General features: G+C 48.2%; 17 protein-coding genes. 15 read left to right on the top strand and 2 right to left on the bottom strand.

Annotation, left to right across the window (positions count from 1 at the left end; translation table 11 throughout):
- Window positions 1–433: 433 nt before the first annotated feature.
- From HF894_RS11750 to HF894_RS11720, 7 genes are all read left to right on the top strand, one after another.
- Window positions 434–1,045, top strand: a complete 612-nt coding sequence (locus tag HF894_RS11750) for a TetR/AcrR family transcriptional regulator (RefSeq protein WP_025277673.1) — start codon at window positions 434–436, stop codon at window positions 1,043–1,045.
- A 126-nt stretch (window positions 1,046–1,171) separates the two neighbouring features.
- Window positions 1,172–1,993 (top strand): class I SAM-dependent methyltransferase, encoded by an 822-nt coding sequence (locus HF894_RS11745; RefSeq protein WP_204972551.1) that lies wholly within the window; start codon window positions 1,172–1,174, stop codon window positions 1,991–1,993.
- A gap of 10 nt (window positions 1,994–2,003) precedes the next feature.
- Window positions 2,004–3,806 (top strand): ABC transporter ATP-binding protein, encoded by a 1,803-nt coding sequence (locus HF894_RS11740; RefSeq protein WP_204972549.1) that lies wholly within the window; start codon window positions 2,004–2,006, stop codon window positions 3,804–3,806.
- A gap of 7 nt (window positions 3,807–3,813) precedes the next feature.
- The gene (locus tag HF894_RS11735; RefSeq protein ID WP_122120994.1) at window positions 3,814–4,434 is read left to right on the top strand and encodes a class I SAM-dependent methyltransferase; all 621 of its coding nucleotides are present in this window, start codon (window positions 3,814–3,816) and stop codon (window positions 4,432–4,434) included.
- 8 nt (window positions 4,435–4,442) lie between these two features.
- The gene (locus tag HF894_RS11730) at window positions 4,443–6,173 is read left to right on the top strand and encodes an ABC transporter ATP-binding protein (RefSeq protein WP_204972547.1); all 1,731 of its coding nucleotides are present in this window, start codon (window positions 4,443–4,445) and stop codon (window positions 6,171–6,173) included.
- 434 nt (window positions 6,174–6,607) lie between these two features.
- Window positions 6,608–7,447, top strand: coding sequence for a sensor histidine kinase (locus tag HF894_RS11725; RefSeq protein WP_204972545.1), 840 nt, complete (start codon window positions 6,608–6,610; stop codon window positions 7,445–7,447).
- Window positions 7,448–7,608: 161 nt separating this feature from the next.
- The gene (locus HF894_RS11720; protein ID WP_204972544.1) at window positions 7,609–9,231 is read left to right on the top strand and encodes a DUF3352 domain-containing protein; all 1,623 of its coding nucleotides are present in this window, start codon (window positions 7,609–7,611) and stop codon (window positions 9,229–9,231) included.
- A 194-nt stretch (window positions 9,232–9,425) separates the two neighbouring features.
- Here the strand turns inward: HF894_RS11720 and HF894_RS11715 are convergent, their stop codons facing one another.
- Entirely contained in the window at window positions 9,426–9,806 is a 381-nt protein-coding gene (locus HF894_RS11715) for a DUF3127 domain-containing protein (protein ID WP_021846496.1), read from the bottom strand.
- 176 nt (window positions 9,807–9,982) lie between these two features.
- Between HF894_RS11715 and dnaN the strand changes: the two genes are divergently transcribed.
- The 7 genes from dnaN to HF894_RS11680 all read left to right on the top strand — a co-directional run bounded on the left by dnaN (window position 9,983) and on the right by HF894_RS11680 (window position 18,003).
- A complete protein-coding gene (dnaN, locus tag HF894_RS11710; RefSeq protein WP_204968951.1) occupies window positions 9,983–11,107 on the top strand; it encodes a DNA polymerase III subunit beta in 1,125 nt (374 codons plus the stop codon).
- Window positions 11,108–11,237: 130 nt separating this feature from the next.
- Window positions 11,238–12,011: a 3'-5' exonuclease gene (locus HF894_RS11705; RefSeq protein ID WP_021846498.1), complete on the top strand. Its 774-nt coding sequence runs from the start codon at window positions 11,238–11,240 to the stop codon at window positions 12,009–12,011.
- A gap of 12 nt (window positions 12,012–12,023) precedes the next feature.
- Window positions 12,024–13,247 carry a bifunctional phosphopantothenoylcysteine decarboxylase/phosphopantothenate--cysteine ligase CoaBC gene (gene coaBC / locus HF894_RS11700; protein ID WP_204972542.1) on the top strand — a complete coding sequence of 408 codons (1,224 nt, stop codon included), beginning with the start codon at window positions 12,024–12,026 and terminating at the stop codon, window positions 13,245–13,247.
- A 17-nt stretch (window positions 13,248–13,264) separates the two neighbouring features.
- On the top strand, window positions 13,265–14,929 hold the full coding sequence (recN, locus tag HF894_RS11695) for a DNA repair protein RecN (RefSeq protein WP_204972540.1): 1,665 nt from the start codon (window positions 13,265–13,267) through the stop codon (window positions 14,927–14,929).
- Between the two features lie 17 nt (window positions 14,930–14,946).
- Entirely contained in the window at window positions 14,947–15,687 is a 741-nt protein-coding gene (rlmB, locus tag HF894_RS11690; protein ID WP_204968948.1) for a 23S rRNA (guanosine(2251)-2'-O)-methyltransferase RlmB, read from the top strand.
- A gap of 10 nt (window positions 15,688–15,697) precedes the next feature.
- Window positions 15,698–17,398 carry a serine protease gene (locus tag HF894_RS11685; protein WP_204972538.1) on the top strand — a complete coding sequence of 567 codons (1,701 nt, stop codon included), beginning with the start codon at window positions 15,698–15,700 and terminating at the stop codon, window positions 17,396–17,398.
- A 230-nt stretch (window positions 17,399–17,628) separates the two neighbouring features.
- On the top strand, window positions 17,629–18,003 hold the full coding sequence (locus HF894_RS11680) for a RidA family protein (RefSeq protein ID WP_075317285.1): 375 nt from the start codon (window positions 17,629–17,631) through the stop codon (window positions 18,001–18,003).
- On the opposite strand, the gene HF894_RS11675 is transcribed toward HF894_RS11680, so the two are convergent.
- Window positions 17,971–19,224, bottom strand: a complete 1,254-nt coding sequence (locus HF894_RS11675) for a bifunctional folylpolyglutamate synthase/dihydrofolate synthase (protein ID WP_204972579.1) — start codon at window positions 19,222–19,224, stop codon at window positions 17,971–17,973. The two genes, HF894_RS11680 and HF894_RS11675, sit on opposite strands and share 33 nt — an antisense overlap.
- Window positions 19,225–19,319: 95 nt before the next feature.
- On the opposite strand from HF894_RS11675, the gene HF894_RS11670 reads away from it, so the two are divergent.
- Window positions 19,320–20,645 carry a PhoH family protein gene (locus tag HF894_RS11670; protein WP_021846505.1) on the top strand — a complete coding sequence of 442 codons (1,326 nt, stop codon included), beginning with the start codon at window positions 19,320–19,322 and terminating at the stop codon, window positions 20,643–20,645.
- The last annotated feature ends 197 nt before the right edge of the window (window positions 20,646–20,842 follow it).

Here is a 20,842-nt window from a genome sequence, read left to right as displayed (position 1 = left end):
GGGTTGGCACAATCGTGGCAGCTTGTGGCAGGGAGTGGCGTTATCCGCCGACCCCGTGACGGCTGTTCCAAGCGTCCGTGATGCAAAGAAAAGCGAAGTCCGGCACAATCCAACCGCTTCGCACCTGCGTGGCAGCATTTGGCATCGGTGTGGTAGCCTGTGGCGTTCTTCAAGCTCAAATAAGCCTGCTAATAAATTAGAGCTTGTTTAGAATGAAGTATGACTTTGTTTTATGGAATACGATTGACTTAAAGAAACAGGAGTATCCATTGGGGCAAAGTTTTTATGGGAGCAGGTTTGTGTTTCGGGCGTACCGAAACGGCTTGCTCCCCATGTTTTGGAAGACGCAAAATCCCTAAAAATAGGTATTGCCCGACAATTTCAAGCCTTGTACCTTTGCAAAAAAATAAAAAACAGACATTGTTCATTATAAATGCAAGTGCTGAAAGAGGACATACGGGGTCGGATATTGACGATTGCCAGGCAGCAATTCGAGAAGAAAGGCTATTCCAAAACTTCCATGCGCGAAATAGCGGAGTTAGCTGGGGTTGGTGTCGGGAATATCTATAACTACTTCACAAGCAAAGATGAATTATTCCATGAAGTGGTCCGTCCTGTTTTGTGCGCTTTGGAAGCCATGCTGCAAGAACACCACGGCATACGGGGCGAAGATATTATGATGATGCGGTCGGAAAAATACCTGAAATCCTGCATTGACGAATATGTTTCGCTTATAGACAAACACCGTTCGCTAATGGAAATACTGTTGTTCCGTGCGCAAGGTTCTTCATTGGAACGCTTCCGTGAGAATTATACCGACCGTTCCACGGAATTGGTTAAGGCGTGGTTCGCGTCCATGCAGCGGAAACATCCCGAAATCAATACGGCTGTGTCCGATTTTATCATTCATTTGCATACGGTATGGATGTTCACGATGTTCGAGGAACTATTGATGCATTCCGTACCCCGGCAAGAAATGGAGGCTATTTTGCACGATTATATCCTGTTTGAAATCCAAGGTTGGAGGGCTATTATTAAGATATGAACAGACAACGTACATACGAACATTCAACCGCATCAGAACGGTTGGCAAGGAGGAAATCTTCACGGAGGTTTCCTCCTTTTTTTATGAACAATTCTGAATATCGTTCACTATTAAATATCCCAAAATATGAAACAGAAATACGAGTTTAAGAGCATTGTAGCGGAAACATTGCTTATTCCGCTATACATGAGAGCCAAAGAAAGCAGCCGGAATAATCCCATCCTATATGACAAGGCTGCGGAATGGCTGGCGGACAGTTTGGAATACGATTATTCCCAGTTCGACGGGGCAAAGTTGAGCGAAGTGGGATGCGTGGTGCGTGGATGGTATTTTGACTGCGCTGTGCGCCGATTTATTAAAGCACATTCGCATCCGGTCGTGGTCAATGTGGGATGTGGACTGGATACCCGTTTCCAGCGTATCGGAAGTCAGAAAGCAGTCTTTTATGATTTGGATTTGCCTGAGGTCATTGCTCTACGCCGGGAATTGATACCCGAACAGCCGGACAATGTCTATATTGAAGCGTCTTTGTTGGAGACCGACTGGATGGATGACCTGCGCCGGAAGCACCCCGAAGCAGAATTTATCTTCATCGTGGAGGGGGTACTGATGTACTTCTACGAGAAGCAAGTAAAATCCTTCCTGCATCACGTGGCAAGCCGTTTCGGGGGAGGTGAATTGTGGTTTGACGTGTGCGGCACGATAATGAGCCGACATGGTGTGAAGCCCGATTCGCTCCGCAAACACGAGGCTCAAATCCGTTCCGGCATAAGCAACGGGTATGTGGTGGAACAATGGGAACCGTCTTTAAAGCTCATTGAACAGGCTAACTATATGAAGTTCTTCCGTTCACGCTGGGGATTTTTCTTCGGGCAGATATTGGGGCGCATCCCTTGGCTTTGCTACAAATTCAGTTCATTGCTCGGATATAAAATCATTTCAAAATAGCGTAATAACAATGGAGAAATCAAAAAAGAAAAAAGGTTTGTCCCGTCTGTTCGAGATAGCGGGACAAAGGAAAGGTCTGCTTATATTAGCAGGTCTGCTGTCGGCTGGCAGCGCGGTGTGTATGCTTGTGCCTTATTGGGCAGTTTATGAAATTTTGAAAGAGTTGCTGTCGAATGGCTCCAATCTTTCCGCTTTGGACGGAACGGACATGATGCGTTGGGGATGGATTGCATTTGGAGGGCTTGTTGGCGGATTGATATTGCTCTATGCCGCCCTGATGTCCTCACATGTGGCTGCATTCCGTATCTTGTATGGGTTGCGTGTCCGTCTGTCTGAACATATCGGCAAACTGCCTTTGGGATATTTGAACAATACCTCTACGGGAGCCATCAAGAAAACAATGGACCAGAATATCGAGAAAATAGAGGGCTTCATCGCCCATACCATTCCGGATTTGGTTAATGTAATGGCAACGGTAGTGGTAATGCTGGTCATCTTTTTCTCGCTGGATGTGTGGCTGACAGTCGTGTGCCTGGCCGTTGTGGTGCTTAGCTTATTCCTGCAATTTTCCAATTTCATGGGAAAAAGGGCAAGGGAGTTCATGGCCATCTATTACGATGCGCAGGAAAAGATGAGCGCATCTGCCGTGCAGTATGTACGGGGAATGCCCGTAGTCAAGATTTTCGGGCAGAGCGTCCGTTCGTTCCGTCAGTTCAATGCCGAGATTCAGGCGTACAAGACATTCGCCTTGAAATGCTGTGACACATATCAGAACGGTATGATAGCATTTACCGTCTTGCTTAATTCGATGGTTACGTTTATTCTTCCTATGGGTATTCTGCTGTTGCAAGCCAGTCCGCAATCACTCTCATTGGCTGTGGTGTGGCTGTTTTTTATCATCATGGGACCGGGTATGGCTTCGCCCGTTTACAAACTGACTTTTTTAGGAGGGAATACGCGCGACATCAACGAAGGAGTAAACCGCATTGACCGCATACTGGAAAAGAAACCTGTGCCGGAGCCGGAACATCCGCAAGTGCCTGCCGCTTACGATGTAGAGTTCCGTCATGTGTCATTCTTCTACGAAAACACGGAACAGGGAACACGAACGGAAGCCTTGCGTGATGTCAGCTTCAAAGCTCCACAAGGAAAGATAACCGCCCTTGTCGGTCCTTCAGGAAGCGGAAAATCAACGGTTGCCAACCTAATACCCCGGTTCTGGGATGTGGAGCAAGGGGAAATTTGTATAGGAGGTATTGACATTCGTCAGATAGATACGGCAAAACTGATGGACATGGTTTCATTTGTATTTCAAGACAATTTCCTTTTTTACGACACATTATATGAGAACATTGCCGTAGGTTCTCCAGATGCTACAAAAGAAAAGGTGATAGCCGCTGCGAAAGCTGCCCAATGCCACGATTTCATAGAGCGTTTGCCGCAAGGCTACGAAACAAGGATAGGCGATAAAGGTGTATTCCTGTCCGGCGGTGAAGCCCAACGGATATGTGTGGCTCGTGCCATATTGAAGAATGCTCCGATACTGGTGTTGGACGAAGCGACTGCTTTCGCTGACCCTGAAAACGAGCATAAAATGCAGATGGCTTTGCAGTCGCTGATAAAGGACAAGACGGTCATTGTGATTGCCCATCGCCTTTCTTCCATCATCTCCGCACATCAGATTGTCGTCATGAAAGAAGGACGCATTGTGCAATGCGGAAAGCATGAACAGCTGTCCGTGACGGAGGGTGTATATAAAAATATGTGGGATGCCTATACGAGCGCATACCATTGGACATTGAACAAAAACTAAAAGCAATATGAGAAAGAAGAATTTCTTAAACAAGGTCTTGCAAAACACAAGTTGTCCGCAAGGATTTTGGGGACGGATGATTTTGCGAGGAATGAATTGTTTTCATGCATCTTTAGCTAATCGTGGCATGAAGCAAGTGGAATGGCAGCCGAATTGGAATGTTCTTGATATAGGCTGTGGCGGTGGTGCGAATTTGAAACGTTTATTGAATTTATGTCCAAAAGGAAATATCTACGGCATAGACCTGTCAGAAGAAAGTGTTTCATTCGCCCAAAAGTACAACGAAAAAGACTTGAATAAAAGATGTTTCATACAACAAGGGAATGTTTGTTCATTACCTTATGAGGATGGATTCTTTAATGCTATCACGGCTTTTGAAACGGTCTATTTCTGGTCGCCTGTAAACATAGCGTTGTCTGAAGTGGCGCGTGTTCTCCGAGAAGGAGGTTGTTTCCTTATTAGTCTGGAAGCGAGCGACCCCGAACTTGGAAAAATGTGGACGGAACGGATAGACGGTATGGTTGTCTATACTCCGGCAGAATTGGAAGAACGGTTGCATGAAGTCGGATTTTCATCCATCAGAACAATCCGTAAAAAGGAAGAAATACATATTATAGCATATAAATAAAATAAGATATGAATGCAATAAAGAATATTACAATAGGTCACACGGAAAGACTTTACAAGCCGGTGGGTTACACCATGCTTGCCAACTTAGTGAATATAGTACCGTTTTGTCTTTCTATAGAAGCGATACGTATCATTTTCAGTGCATTTGACGGGAGCGGACAGCCGCTTGACACGACCCGCCTGTGGTGGATATTCGGCATTATGGCTGTTTATATGCTGGTCATGGCTTTGGCAGAACGGGCATCCTACCGAGCCAATTTTAGAGGAGCATACGAAATGAGTGCTTCCGGGCGTTTGTCGCTGGCGGAGCACTTGCGGAAACTATCGTTGGGCTTTTTGTCGAAACGTGATCCGGGTGATTTGTCGTCTATGCTTGTTACGGACTTCATGATGGCAGAAACCGGAATTTCGCACCACCTGCCCCAACTTATGGGTGCCATAGTCATGCCCGTACTGGCTTTTGCTTCGCTTGTATGGATAGATTGGAGGATGGCGGTCAGTATGTTTGCCGCCTTGCCGCTTGCCTTGCTCGTCCTGTGGGCAAGCACAAAGGCACAGCGGAAGTTAAGCGGCAGGCAAATTCAAGCAAAAATAAATGCTGGAAATCGGTTGGAAGAATACTTACAGGGTATTCGTGTAATGAAAGCGTACAATCTGATAGGTGACCGCTTTGTCAGGTTACGCGATGCGTTTGCAGAACTTCGCCGTGCTTGCATCCGTCAGGAAGCCTTGTTAGGCCCGTTCGTCTTGTTGAGCATCACTTTGGTACGTGCCGGGCTGACAATGATGGTATTATGTGGAACTTATCTTCTGTTGGGAGGAAAACTTTCAATCCTTGTATTCGTGCTGTTCCTTGTGGTCGGTTCTCGTGTGTTCGACCCGCTGACTTCCGCCCTGACAAACTTTACCGAGTTCCGCTATTTTTCCATTGCCGGTGGACGCATCCTTTCCTTGATGAACGAGCCTGAGATGAAAGGAGAACGGCAATCCCCGGCAGCGGGCGACATCCGGTTTGAACACGTATCGTTTGCCTATCAAGACAAGGAAGTGTTGCATGATATAAACATTACGCTCCCGAAAAACTCCTTGACGGCTCTTGTCGGTCCTTCGGGAAGCGGGAAAAGTACGGTGATGAAGCTTTGCGCCCGTTTCTACGACCCACAGAAAGGACGCATTCTTTTCAATGGAGTTCCGATGAACGAGATAAATCCCGAAAGCCTAATGAGCCACATCTCTATGGTGTTCCAAGATGTCTATCTGTTTCAGGACACCATACGCAACAATATCCGTTTCGGTAAAACGGATGCGACGGAAGAGGAAATTATAGCCACAGCTAAAAAAGCCTGTTGCCATGACTTCATCATGCGCTTGCCTCAAGGCTACGACACAATGGTGGGAGAAGGGGGTTGCACCCTTTCGGGCGGAGAAAAGCAACGCATATCCATAGCCCGTGCCATGCTGAAAGACGCACAAATCATCCTGCTTGACGAAGCGACCGCCTCACTTGACCCCGAAAATGAAGTGGAAGTACAGAAAGCCATAGACACACTCATCAAAGGGCGTACTGTCATCGCCATTGCCCACAGACTTAAAACTATTAAGGACGCAGACCAAATTATCGTGTTGGATAACGGACGGATAAGGGAAAAAGGTACGCATGAAACATTGATGCAGGCTAAAGGGTTGTATGCCCAACTATGGAACATTCAGGAACAAATCTCAGGATGGAAACTGTAAAAAGCGGCATAGAAATCAATAGGATGTCTGTTTTTATAAAGCAGGCATCCTTTCAAATAATAGATTCTTAAATGAATTTACGGAATAAAGTGTTAGTAGGATATTTTATCTTAGTTGTACTTATCGGCTTTATGGCATCAATTCTGATACACGAGCGACATCGAATATCAGAAATTGATTCACAAAACAGCGAAGTACAGCAAGCTATACGTGATATTCACAATGTCCATCGATATATCACTCGGCTTACCATGTTGGGAGAGAGTGTCATTGATTGGCACAGAACAGACTGTAGTCATTACCGTATCCAACGTCTGTGTACAGATAGCCTGTTACAAGCATTGAAGTTCCATTGTGCAGCATATGTGCATCCAGCGCAGATAGACACTCTTCGCTCTCTACTGGCAAACAAGGAAGAACATCTGCGGCATATCATGTCGGTATTTGAACGGCAGGAAGAAGCCGACAGTATTTTGGTGAACCACCTGCCCGAAGTGGCGAAACGTGCGACCAGTCTGCGCACCGTACAGCAGAAGAAAAAGGGCATCGCAGGTTTCTTCGGCGGCAAAAAGACCGTACAAGTACTTCCCTCAGCCCAAGAGTTGCACGAGTTTGGCGACAGCTTGATTGCCCTGCAACGGAAACAGGCGACGGAGATGGATGCCTACACCGACAGCCTTCGCATACGTAACCGGACATTGAACACCCAACTGAACCGTCTTGTCAGCGACCTTGACAGGCAGGCATTGGGGGCGTTCATACAGAAAGAGCGGAAGATGGCGGAGGCGCAAAGCCTATCCGTCAGGCTGTTCACCGCTACCATATCGGCAGCCATCATCCTGCTGTTCCTGTCCTATCTCACCATCCATAGGGAACTGAAACGCAACGCGGACGAAAAGAAAAAGCGTGAAAAGCTTATCGGCAAATTGCAGGAGAGCAACGCCAAGAACGAGAAACTTCTACGCTTGCGGCGCAACCTCATACAGAACGTAAGCCATGAACTGCGTACACCTTTGACCGCCATCAGCGGCAACGCCGAACTTTTGCTGAACGATGACAACAAGGATAGCCGAGTGCGCCATGCGGAAACAATAAAGACTTCGGCAGGACGCATGGCATCCATGCTGAACAGCCTCTTGGACTATTTCAGGTTGGACAGCAGGAAAGTGACAATCCTATCCAAACCATTCAGGCTAAACCTGATTGATGAATCCATCTTTCCGGCACGAATGGAGATTGACTACGTACGGTATTATCAGAAAAAAGAAAATTAAGCGTTGTAAATGGGCGTTTGTTCATTGAACTTACATACTTCTGTTAGGAGGTTTTGAAAGAGTTAGATGGATAAAACGCTCGTTTTCTTTAAACTTTTTGGCTATAGTTTTGCTTTATTAGTAGAAATGTTTATTTTTGCAAAATCAAGCATCGTAAAGCCATGAAGCCGAATAATTTGATACGAGTCAGCCTGATAGTGTGCATCGTCCTTCTTTGCACGGGATTTGCTGTGTACTCTTTCATGCGTTTGGATACGGTGGAGGAACGACGAAATTTTGATTTGTTTACTTTGATTCCACAAGATGTAGAGGCCGTGTTCGAAACTGATTGTGCGGCGGAATTGGTTGAGGATATCGATAACATGGTATGTAGCCGTAACGGGCATTTTCTCTATGCTTCCGATCTTTTTTCTTCTGTAAAGAAGTATTTACGTTCGTTTATGGAAGAGGAACCTCATGGTTTAAGGTGGGAGATGAATGAATTGGTCGTCAGTTTTCATAACCCTGATCTTCAAAATGATCAGGTCCTTTATTGTCGTATGGGAACTGGTGATCGTACGTTATTGGAAAACCATCTTCGTCGTAGTGGATCAGCTACATTTCCTTCACGTACATCTAGTTATAGAGGGCAGACGATAGAAGTCTATCCTCTCGTAGATGGGCGTTTTTTGGCTGTCTGGATGAAGCGTGATTTTTTGGTTGTAAGTTTCCAAAAACGGTTGGTAGAGCAAGTGATTGATGCGTGGAAACAGAAGAAAACGCTTGCTCAGCTTGATACATTTCATTTTACAAATGAGAAAAAACGTGAAGAAAATAATACTACGGTTTATGTCCGTTGGCCGGTTCGAACCGCATCCCAGTTTGCTACTGATGCATCTCTGTGGTTGGAGTTTAATTTAAAATTTGCTGAGGAAGGAGTTTATTGTGCGGGCATTGTCCATGGTAGTGATACACTGGGAATTCCTTTGAGAGATGCTCTTTTCGATTCTTATCCGTTGGAGGGATTTTCTGGTGACAAACTACCAGCTTCTACTTTCCTATATAAGGTAGGTACCCTTTCTGCATCAAAAGCTGAGGTAGAATGTGCCTTAAAGCAGTTACAAACTGATTCTGCCATGGTTGTAGCAGCCAATGGGTCTTTTGATGCATCTCTGGCCAGTTACTTCCAGTTGGAAGCAGGATCACAGATGTTGTCTTGCGGTTTCCTTTCTGACAACACCGCAGCCAGGAAACCTTTTACCGTGCTAAACATATCTGTAAAAGATGTCGCTCACGCACAATGGGAACTACAAAAGCTTTTGTATTCCGTTTCTCAAGGACGTTATCCTTTTTATAAGAGTTTTTCGGCAGCAACAGGTGTATCCGGGTTGAGGCTTTACCGTCTACCTGATCATAGGTTGACGGCTCTGTTAGCTGGTTATACTGGTGGGCCTGCATTTACTTATGCCTGTTTTTATAAGCATAGTTTATTGCTTTCGCCTGATGAACAGAGCTTGGCTGCCTATGTGATATCGTTGGAACAGGGTGACGTGCTTGAATCTCAACTGTTTTATGAGATAGCAACTGAAAAATTGGCTCCGGATTATCAGGCGTTGGTAATGGCAGACTTGTCAGAGGTGGTACTTCATCCCGATTTGAGCCGAGATTTGCTACCACCTTTCTTCCTGGCTCATGCCGATTTTTTCCGTCATTTCCTACTTTCTATTCAGCTCTGTTGTGTCGAAAATGTAATCTATCCCAATCTGGTGCTTCTTTATGCTTACCCGGATGTGCCGGCAGAATGATGTTAGGATTCATTTCGTGGCGGATGCCGCCCATTGTGTGGTCGTGAATAAAACAGTGCTTTCTTTATGGGAAAGCATCGTTTTCCTGAAGGGAAAGCATTGCTTTGTCGAATGGTTTGTATAGATACAAAAAAGAAGAGAACTCTGTTGGCAGAGTCTCTTCTTTATTCTTGTTTTTCTGTTCTTGCGTGGGATCAGAAAGGCAGGTCGTCCGTCGAGTCGCTGCTCAGGAATTCTGGAGCTGCGGTCGGAGCGGGCGGGGGAGTAGGCATGTCGTAAGCTGGAGCTGCGGCAGGAGCTGCGGCGCCCACACGTTCTACCTTCCATGCACGGATACTGTTGAACCAGCGGTCTTGCCATTGGCGCGCGTCGATGTCGAACGAAACGGTCAGTTCTTCGCCCATCTGGATATTGAATTGTTCGATCTTGTCGGCTCCGAACACATCGAAGCACATTTTGCGTGGATATTGGTCGTGATTTTCGATGACATATTCCTGCACTTTCCACTCGTTGCCAGCTTTGGACGTACCGCCTCTTGGCTGCAATATGGCAATAATTTTTCCTGTAAATTCCATTGTAATTATAGTATTTTCTGGTTTTTGATGGGGCGAAGTTACGCTTTTTTAGGAAAATAGGAAGTATTATCTTTGGTTTTTTCTTTCCATATTCTTTGTCAGTAGGAAATTCTTTTGTTAACTTTGTGCTGCAAACCTCAACTTATTGATATAAAAAACTTAAATACTACGGATATATGAAATTTATTGTGTCGAGCACTGCGCTTTCCAGTCATTTACAGGCTGTTAGTCGTGTAATCAATTCGAAGAACGCGCTGCCCATTTTGGATTGCTTCCTGTTTGACCTGCAGGACGGAACTTTGTCTGTCACGGCTTCGGACAGCGAGACTACTATGGTGACTTCCCTTGAAGTGAACGAAAGTGATGCGGACGGACGTTTTGCTGTTACGGCCAAGACGTTGCTGGATGCTCTGAAGGAAATACCTGAACAGCCGCTTGCTTTCGATATCAATATCGGGACTTTGGAGATAAACGTGCAATATCAGAATGGTAAATACAGCCTGATGGGGCAGAGTGCCGACGAGTTTCCGCAACTGACGCAGTTGGGCGACAACGCAGTACGGGTGGAAATCGATGCAGAGGTCTTGCTGAATGGGATTAACCGTTCGGTGTTTGCCACGGCCGACGATGAACTTCGTCCTGTAATGAATGGTATTTATTTTGACATCACGACCGATGACATTACGATGGTGGCTTCCGACGGACACAAGCTGGTGCGTTGCAAGACTTTTGCTGCCCATGGCAACGAGCGTGCAGCTTTTATTCTTCCAAAAAAGCCTGCCAACCTGATGAAAAACTTGCTTGCCCGTGAGCAGGGGACGGTAATGATCGAGTTCGACGAACGCAACGCCGTTTTCACGTTGGAGAACTATCGCATGGTGTGCCGCCTGATTGAAGGCCGTTATCCCAACTACAATTCGGTGATTCCGCAGAACAATCCTTATAAAGTGACGGTAGACCGCCAGTCGCTGATCGGTGCCTTGCGTCGTGTATCGATCTTTTCGTCACAAGCCAGCAGCCTTATCAAGCTTCGCCTGAGCAACAATCAGATTACAATTTCTGCGCAGGACATCGACTTTTCTACATCGGCCGAAGAAACACAAACCTGCCAGTACGACGGCAATGATATGAGTATCGGCTTCAAGTCTACTTTCCTGTTGGACATTCTGAACAACATTTCGGCTGAAGAAGTGGTTATCGAACTGGCCGACCCTTCGCGCGCAGGCGTCATCATCCCTGTAGAGCAGGAAGAGAAGGAGGACTTGCTGATGTTGTTGATGCCAATGATGTTGAACGACTAAACAAGAACAGTCCGAGGATGTCGGACGGACGAGTTGACAAGTGGTAAAGTTGAGGAAACGGGCTGTTTCCGCTATGGCTTTATTGGCTTGCCAACTCGTTCGTTTGTCTCCCTCACTTTAAACAAATGATATGAAACTGAATTTGAAAAATCCACTGGTGTTCTTCGATTTGGAGACCACTGGTACTAATATCAATAGCGATCGTATCGTCGAGATTTGTTATCTCAAAGTTTATCCTAATGGAAACGAAGAGTCGAAGACGATGCGCATCAATCCGGGTATGCATATTCCCGAGGCGGCATCGGCTGTACATGGCATCTATGATGCCGATGTGGCCGACTGCCCTACGTTCAAGGAAGTAGCACGTAGCGTAGCCAACGACATCGAGGGTTGCGACTTGGCTGGCTTCAACTCCAACCGTTTCGATATCCCCCTGCTGGCCGAAGAGTTCCTCCGTGCCGAGGTGGACATCGACCTGAGCCGGCGTAAGTTTGTCGACGTGCAGGTTATCTTCCACAAGATGGAGCAGCGCACTCTTTCTGCTGCTTACAAGTTCTATTGCGGCAAGAACCTGGAGGATGCTCATACGGCTGAGGCCGACACAAGAGCTACCTATGAAGTGCTGATGGCACAGCTCGACCGTTATCCTGAAGACTTGCAGAACGACGTGAATTTCCTTTCCGACTTCTCGAGCTTCAACAAGAATGTTGACTTTGCCGGCCGCATGGTTTACGATGATAAGGGCATCGAAGTCTTCAACTTTGGCAAGTACAAGGGCATGTCTGTAGCCGAGGTGCTGAAACGTGATCCTGGCTACTACGGCTGGATATTGAACAGTGACTTTACACTGAACACCAAGGCCATGCTGACGAAAATCCGTCTGCGCGAACTGACTCAGAAATAAAAGAAAACGCTTATGGCAAATGTATTGAAAGGCAAGAAGATAGTCTTGGGCATTACGGGCAGCATTGCCGCCTATAAGGCCTGCTACATCATCCGCGGTCTCATCAAGCGCGGGGCGGAGGTGCAGGTGGTCATTACGCCTGCGGGCAAGGAGTTCATTACGCCCATTACGTTGTCCGCCCTCACCAGCAAGCCCGTCATCAGCGAGTTTTTCGCCCAACGCGACGGCACGTGGAACAGCCACGTGGACCTGGGCCTTTGGGCCGACGCCATGCTGATAGCGCCTGCTACCGCTTCGACCATCGGCAAGATGGCCAACGGCATTGCCGACAACATGCTCATCACGACCTACCTCTCGGCCAAGGCGCCTGTATTCGTGGCTCCGGCCATGGACCTCGACATGTTTGCCCATCCGTCCACTCAACAGAATCTGGAGAAGCTCCGTTCCTATGGCAACCACATCATCGAGCCGGGTACGGGCGAACTGGCCAGCCATCTGGTGGGTAAGGGCCGCATGGAAGAACCCGAAAACATCATCCGCCATCTGGAGCGATACTTTACGGCGCAGGAAGGCGACCTCAAGGGAAAGACCATCCTGATAACCACAGGGCCGACGTACGAAAAGATAGACCCCGTTCGCTTTATCGGCAACTATTCGTCGGGCAAGATGGGCTTTGCACTGGCCGACGAGTGCGCTAGCCGTGGTGCCCGTGTCCTGCTCGTGACGGGGCCTGTACAACGCACAACCCGCTATCCGATGGCCGAAAGGCGCGATGTGGAGTCGGCCGCGCAGATGTACGAAGCCGCTACTTCGCTCTTCCCCCAGGCCGATGCCGCCATCCTCTGTGCGGCCGTGGCCGACTATACGCCCGAGCATGTGGCCGACGAGAAAATCAAGCGCGAGAAGACGGGCAATATGACCCTCGCCCTGAAACCAACACAGGATATTGCCGCCGCATTGGGCCGGATGAAGGCCGATTCGACCGAACGGAAAGTCTTGGTGGGTTTTGCGCTCGAAACGCACAACGAGCAACAGAATGCAGAGGACAAGTTGAAACGCAAGAATCTGGACTTCATCGTCCTGAATTCGCTGAACGACAAAGGGGCAGGTTTCCGCTACGATACCAACAAGGTGACCATCATTGACGCCGAAGGCCGTAGGGAATATCCGCTGAAAACCAAAGACGAGGTGGCCGTCGACATCGTCGACCGGCTGGCCGAAGTATTGAACCAATAGAAACGGAGTAAGATACTATGTTGCGTTCGCTCTACATACAAAACTATGCGTTGATCGAGAAGCTGGACATTGGCTTCGATAGTGGCTTTTCAGTCATCACAGGCGAGACAGGTGCCGGCAAGTCCATCATTTTGGGAGCCATCGGCCTGTTGCTGGGTCAGCGTGCCGACGTGAAGTCCATCCGCAAGGGGGCTTCGAAATGCATCATTGAGGCGCGCTTCGACGTGTCGGCCTATGGCATGCAACCTTTCTTCGAAGCTAACGAACTGGAGTACGAAGACGAGTGCATCCTGCGCCGCGAGCTCTATGCTTCGGGTAAGAGCCGTGCCTTCATCAACGACACACCTGCCTCGCTGGCGCAGATGAAAGAGCTGGGCGAGCTGCTCATCGATGTCCACTCCCAGCATCAGAACCTCTTGCTCAACAAGGAGGGCTTCCAGTTGAACGTGCTCGACCTGCTGGCGCACGACGATGCCGAGCTGGCCGCCTATCAGAAGTTGTACAACGACTGGCGGCAGGCCCGTCAGGACCTGGAGGCGCTTGTGGCCCGTGCCGAGCAGAGTCGTGCGGACGAAGACTACATCCGCTTCCAGCTGGAGCAGCTGGAGGAAGCCAACCTTACCGACGGTGAGCAGGAAGAGTTGGAGCAGGAAGCGGAGATGCTGACTCATGCCGAAGATATCAAGGCCGGCCTCTATCGGGCCGGACAGGTGCTGAACGCCGACGAAGGCGGTGTGCTCGAAGCCTTGAAGGACTGCCAAAATACGATGATGGGCTTGCGCTCGGTCTTTGCTCCTGCGGGCGAATTGGCCGACCGTCTGGACAGTGTCTATATCGAGCTGAAGGATATCTCGCAGGAGGTGGCCGACAAGGAAGAAGAAGTCGAATTCAATCCCGCCCGCCTCGACGAAGTGAACGCCCGCCTCAATCTCATTTATTCGCTCCAGCAAAAGCATCGTGTTGATACGGTCAAAGCACTGCTTTCCTTGCAGGAAAGCTATGCTTTGCAACTTTCGGCCATCACGTCGTCCGACGAAGACATCGCTCGCCTAGAAGCGCAGGTGAAGGAACTCTTCAGTCAGGTCACCGCGCAGGCACAGGTCTTGACCGAAGCGCGCACCCGTGCCGCCCGCGAAGTGGAGCGGCAAATGGCCGCACGGCTGGTGCCGCTTGGCATGCCCAATGTCCGCTTTCAGGTGGAGATGGGCGTACGCAAGGAGCCGGGTGTGCATGGAGCCGATACAGTGAACTTCCTCTTCTCGGCCAACAAGAACGGGGTGTTGCAGAATATTTCGTCCGTGGCTTCGGGGGGTGAGATTGCGCGTGTCATGCTGTCCGTCAAGGCCATGATAGCCGGAGCCGTCAAGTTGCCCACCATCGTGTTCGACGAAATCGACACGGGCGTGTCAGGCGAGATTGCCGATCGCATGGCCGACATCATGCAGGAGATGGGCGACAACGACCGTCAGGTCATCAGCATCACCCACTTGCCGCAGATAGCCGCGCGCGGCCGCGCCCACTATAAAGTATATAAGGAAGACAACGAGGTGGAGACGAACAGCCACATCCGTCGCCTGACCGATGACGAACGGGTGGAGGAACTGGCCCACATGCTGAGTGGAGCCACCTTGACCGAGGCCGCGCTGAACAATGCCCGCGCCTTGTTGAAACTGGATAAATAAACTAATAAGATAAACGAATGACAGACAAAAGCGAAATGATTTTCGGCGTCCGTGCCGTGATAGAAGCCATACAGGCCGGTAAGGACATCGACAAGATACTGGTGAAGAGAGACATACAGAGCGACCTGTCCAAGGAACTGTTTGCCGCCCTCAAGGGGACACTGATACCCGTCCAGCGGGTACCTGTGGAGCGCATCAACAAGATTACGCGCAAGAATCATCAGGGCGTGGTGGCTTTCGTTTCGGCCGTCACCTACCAGAAGACGGAGGACCTCGTACCCTTCCTCTTCGAGCAGGGCAAGAATCCGCTCTTCGTGATGCTCGACGGCGTGACGGACGTGCGCAACTTCGGTGCCATTGCCCGTACTTGCGAGTGTGCGGCGGTCGATGCCGTCATCATCCCTGCCAGGAACAGCGTGACGGTGAATGCCGATGCCATGAAAACCTCGGCCGGCGCCCTGCATACCCTGCCCGTGTGTCGTGAGCAGAGCCTGAAGGAAACCTTGCAATACCTCAAGAACAGCGGTTTCCACATCGTAGCTGCCACTGAGAAGGGCGACTACGACTACACGAAGGCTGACTATACCGGCCCGATGTGCATCATTATGGGAGCCGAGGACAAGGGCGTTTCCTACGACAACTTGGCCCTGTGCGACGAGTGGGTGAAGATCCCGATGCTGGGTACCATCGAGTCGCTCAACGTATCCGTAGCGGCAGGCATTTTGATATATGAAGCAGTAAAACAACGAATTAACTGATTATATGCTGATGAAAAAGAAAATACTATTGCTGTTTGCCATCTCACTGGTGGCTCAATGGGCTTTCTCCCAACCCAAATGGGTGGATAAGGCCAAACGTGCCGTATTCTCTATCGTGACCTATGACAAGGACGACAAGATGCTGAACACGGGCAACGGTTTTTTTGTGAGTGAAGACGGAGTAGCCCTGTCGGACTATTCCCTGTTCAAGGGCGCGCGCCGTGCCGTTATTGTTAATTACGAAGGTAAGGAGATGCCGGTCGACGCCATTATGGGTGCTGACGATATGTATGATGTTGTGAAGTTCAAAGTAGGCATTACAGAGAAGAAAGTACCCGCTTTGGTGCTTGCAGCTTCGGCTCCTGTTGTGGGTAGTGAAGTTTATCTGTTACCATATTCCACTCAAAAAAGTCGTACCTATACAGCCGGTAAAGTGAAAGCTGTAGATAAGGTGGCCGAAAACTATTCATACTATACGCTTGATATGAAGTTGAAGGACAAGATGGTAAGTTGTCCGCTGATGACAATGGAGGGAAATGTTTTCGGTTTAGCGCAGAAAGCTTCGGGACAGGATACAGCCAGCATCTGTTATGCAGTAGATGCCAATTATGTGATGGCACAAAAAATTGCTGCTTTGTCCTATAGTGATATGGCTTTGAAGGATATTGGTATCAAGAAAGCACTGCCTGAGACAGAAGAGGAGGCGCTCATATTTTTATATATGGCATCCTCACAGCTTTCACCAGAAAAGTATATGGAAGTATTAGAGGATTTTATCCGTCAGTATCCGAATAGTTCTGATGGTTACTTACGTCGTGCATCACAACGTTTATTCGCGTCGGACGATGAGGCTTCCATGAAGCTCGTGGTTGAAGACTTGGATCAAGCTCTGAAGGTGGCAGCAAAGAAGGATGATGTTCTTTTTAGTCGTGCTAAGATAATTTACAATTATGTTCTTTCTCATTCCGAGAAACCTTATGAAGATTGGTCGTTTGACAAGGCTTTGGATGAAATCCGTCAGGCTATTGCGATTCAACCGTTGCCAGTTTATGTACAGACAGAAGGGGATATTCTTTATGCTAAAGCCGATTATGCAGGTGCTTTGCAAGCTTATGAGAAGGTGAATCAGTCCGAGCTTGGATCGGCCGCCACACTCTTTACTACAGCTAAGATAAAGGAAGCAATGGGAGCATCGCCCGAAGAGGTTCTGGCCGTGATTGACAGTTGTGTGGCTCGATTCAACAAACCTTATACACAAGAGGCTGCTCCTTATTTGTTGGAGCGTGCTCAGGCGTTGATGAAGGTTGGAAAAGCACGTAATGCCATGCTTGATTATGACGCATATTATGATGCAGTGAAGGGTAATGTGAACGATGTGTTCTATTACTATCGTGAGCAGGCAGCCTTGAAAGCACGTCAATACCAGCGTGCTCTCGATGATTTGGCGAAAGCAATCGAGCTGAATCCGAAGGATTTGACCTATCGTGCTGAGTTGGCTGTTGTCAATATACGAGTAGGACGTAATGAAGAAGCTGTAAAGATTCTGAAGGAGGCTTTGGAGATAGATCCCAAATATGCTGAAGCTTATCGCTTAATAGGTATTGCTCAAATACAAATGAAGCAGAAAGCTGCTGCTTGTGAAAGCTTTGCTAAAGCAAAAGAATTGGGTGATCCTAATGTCGATGTTTTGATTGAGAAGAATTGTAAATAGGCTAGATTGACAAGAAAAGAAAAAGGATGCGCTTTTTGCGCATCCTCTTTCGGGGCTTTTCCCCCTTCTTAGTTAAGTCTAGGTATGAAAAAAAGGTTATGAGTGAATATTGCTTTATGCATTCACTATTATAAATGCAGTTTGAGAAGAAATACTGCACAGTTAGAGAAAAATTTTTTTCTAACTGGAGAAAAATAAAGGTAAGATTAGAATTAAAAATTGAAAGCAACATGAAGAAAGTAATTTGTAGTCCGAAAGCACCTGGTGCCATCGGACCTTACAGTCAGGCTATTGAGGCCAATGGAATGGTGTTTGTATCAGGTCAGCTGCCCATTGATGCAGCTACAGGCGTAATGCCTGAAGGGGCTGCTGCGCAAGCCCGCCAGTCATTGGAGAATGTGAAGCACATTCTTGAGGAAGCAGGCTTGGGCATGGCCAATATCGTGAAGACTACCGTTTTTCTGGCCGATATGTCTCTCTTTGCTGACATGAATTCGGTATATGCCACTTATTTTGAGGGCGATTTCCCAGCCCGCTCGGCGGTAGCCGTGAAGGCATTACCCAAGGATGCTTTAGTGGAGATTGAGTGCATCGCGGTGCGTTAACAGGTCGGCCACAATGAAACTGCTGCCTCCCACGAAGATGAAGTCTTCGGGGAGGCTTTTTTCTTGTGCAGCTCTGACAGCGGCAGGTACATCGGGGTAGCACTCTCCTTGTAATCCGGCCTCTTCGGCCTGTCTTTTCACTTCTTCGGCGGACAGGGCACGCTTCACGCTGGCTTGGGTGAAATAGTAGACGGCCTCACGTGGTAGCAGTGCCAGTACGCCGCGGATATCCTTGTCGTTCACCATGCCCATGACGATGTGCAGGCGGCGGTAAGTCTGTTGTTTGAGTTGCTCCACAATGTAGCGGATGCCACCCACGTTGTGTCCTGTGTCGCAGATTAGGGTAGGAGCATCCTGCAACTTTTGCCAGCGTCCCATGAGTCCCGTCAGACGGGTGACATGCGCGAATCCGCTCCTTACGCTGGTGCCATCGATGCGGTAACCGGCCTCCTTCAGCAGGGGGAGAGCGGTAAGTATTGTCTGTTTGTTCTTCTTCTGATAGAGACCTTTTAGTTCGAATTCAATGCCTGGATAGTCTTCGCGGTCATAGTCCTCGGCAAAGTAGATGGGCGCGTGCATTGTGGTTGCTTTGGCTAGGAAAACTGGCTTTGTTTCGGGTGTAGTTTCGCCGATGACTACAGGTGTGCCTTCCTTGATGATTCCCGCCTTTTCGCTTGCTATCTGTGCCAGCGTGTGGCCTAGGAATTGCATGTGGTCGAAGCTAATGTTGGTTATGATACACAAATCGGGGCGGATGATGTTAGTACAGTCCAATCGTCCGCCCAGACCTACCTCGATGACGGCCACGTCTACCTGTTCATCTGCAAAGTAACGGAAAGCCATGGCGGTGGTCAGTTCGAAGAACGACGGGTGGAGCGGTTCGAAGAAGGCCCGTTCCTTTTCTACGAAGTCCACGACATATTCCTCTGAGATGGGTTGTCCGTTCACACGGATGCGTTCGCGAAAGTCTACCAGATGGGGCGACGTATAGAGCCCCACACGGTAGCCGCTCTCCTGCAGGATGGCAGCTAAGGTATGCGAGCAGGAACCTTTGCCATTGGTGCCCGCTACGTGGATGGTGCGGAAGCGTCGATGCGGATGTCCAAAGTGTTCGTCCAGGGTGAGGGTATTCTGCAGTCCCTCCTTGTAGGCAGCGCTTCCTACCTGCTGAAACAGGGGGGCACTGTTATATAAGTAAGATAATGTGCTCTGATAGTCCATCATTTGAAATATTTAACGGGAAACAAATCCTTTCTATTTACTAATTTGTTATCTTTAAAGGCAACAAAGATACGTACTATTTAAATCTAATGAGTATGGGAGCAAAGAAAAATTTCGTAATCGACACGAATGTGATTCTGCACGATTACAAGTGTCTGAAAAATTTTCAGGAGAATGACATTTATCTTCCCATTGTCGTGTTGGAAGAACTGGATAAGTTTAAGAAAGGCAATGAGCAGATCAATTACAATGCCCGTGAGTTTGTTCGCGAGTTAGATGAAATTACTGATGATAATCTGTTTACGAAAGGGGCTCCTTTGGGGGAAGGATTGGGAAAATTGTTTGTTGTGACTGGCAATGTAGAGTCCAAACGTGTGTACGATTCTTTCCCTGAGCACAAACCTGACCATCAGATTTTGGCTGTGACCGACTGGTTGATGACGAAGTATCCCAAGATGAAGTCTATCCTTGTCACTAAGGATGTCAACTTGAGGATGAAGGCTCGTTCTGTCGGCATTCTTTGTGAGGACTACATTACTGACAAAGTACTTAATGTGGATATCTTTGAAAAGTCCAACGAAGTGTTTGAAGGTACAGATCCTACGCTGATCGACAACATTTATTCCTCGAAAGAAGGTATCGATATCAGCGAGTTTCCTTTCAAGGACATTATTCATCCCAACGAATGCTTCGTGCTGAAAAGCGACCGAAACAGTGTTTTGGCCCGCTATAATCCGTTCAGCCATGCAGTATGTCGTGTCAACAAGTCGAAGAACTATGGCATTGAGCCGCGCAATGCCGAACAAAGCTTTGCCTTCGAGGTGCTAAATGATCCAAACATCAAGCTTGTAGCGCTGACGGGTAAGGCAGGTACGGGAAAGACTTTGCTGGCTTTGGCCGCTGCTTTACGGCAGATGAACGAATACAAACAGATTCTGTTGGCTCGTCCCATTGTGGCCCTTTCCAACAAGGACATCGGCTTTTTGCCAGGTGATGCCAATGAAAAGGTTGCTCCCTACATGCAACCTCTGTTCGATAACCTGAATGTCATCAAGCATCAGTTTGCTGCCAGCTCCAGTGAAGTGAAACGTTTGGAAGATATGCAAAAGAGCGATCAACTCGTTATTGAAGCCCTGGCATTTATTCGTGGTCGAAGCCTGAGTGAAACCTACTGTATCATCGACGAAGCACAGAATTTGACACCTCACGAGATCAAGACTATCATTACCCGTGCGGGCGAGGGGACGAAGATGGTATTTACGGGCGACATCCAGCAGATTGACCAGCCCTATTTGGACAGCCAGTCCAACGGCCTTGTGTATATGATTGACCGTATGCGTGACCAAAACCTCTTCGCCCACGTCAATCTCGTGAAAGGCGAGCGCAGCGAATTGAGCGAATTGGCCAGTAACTTGATGTAGCTTTAAATTCTACAAGAGAGTGTTAAACAATAGGCAATTTAAAATTGTAGAGTGCTCCTAAAAGTTGATATTAACTTTTAGGGCACTCCACTAGTGTCCCGTTAAAATGGGACGAGTTAAACAATTAATCAAATAGCCCCGGAATAATGGGATTATATAGATCTTTGACATCATTGAAATTAGTCTTGTCGAACAGG

The sequence above is a fragment of the Caecibacteroides pullorum genome (genome assembly GCF_019239235.1).
GTDB classification, from domain to species: Bacteria; Bacteroidota; Bacteroidia; order Bacteroidales; family Bacteroidaceae; genus Bacteroides; species Bacteroides pullorum.
The sequence above is the reverse complement of the archived record's forward strand: the minus strand, read 5'-3'. Positions and strand labels throughout refer to the sequence as shown.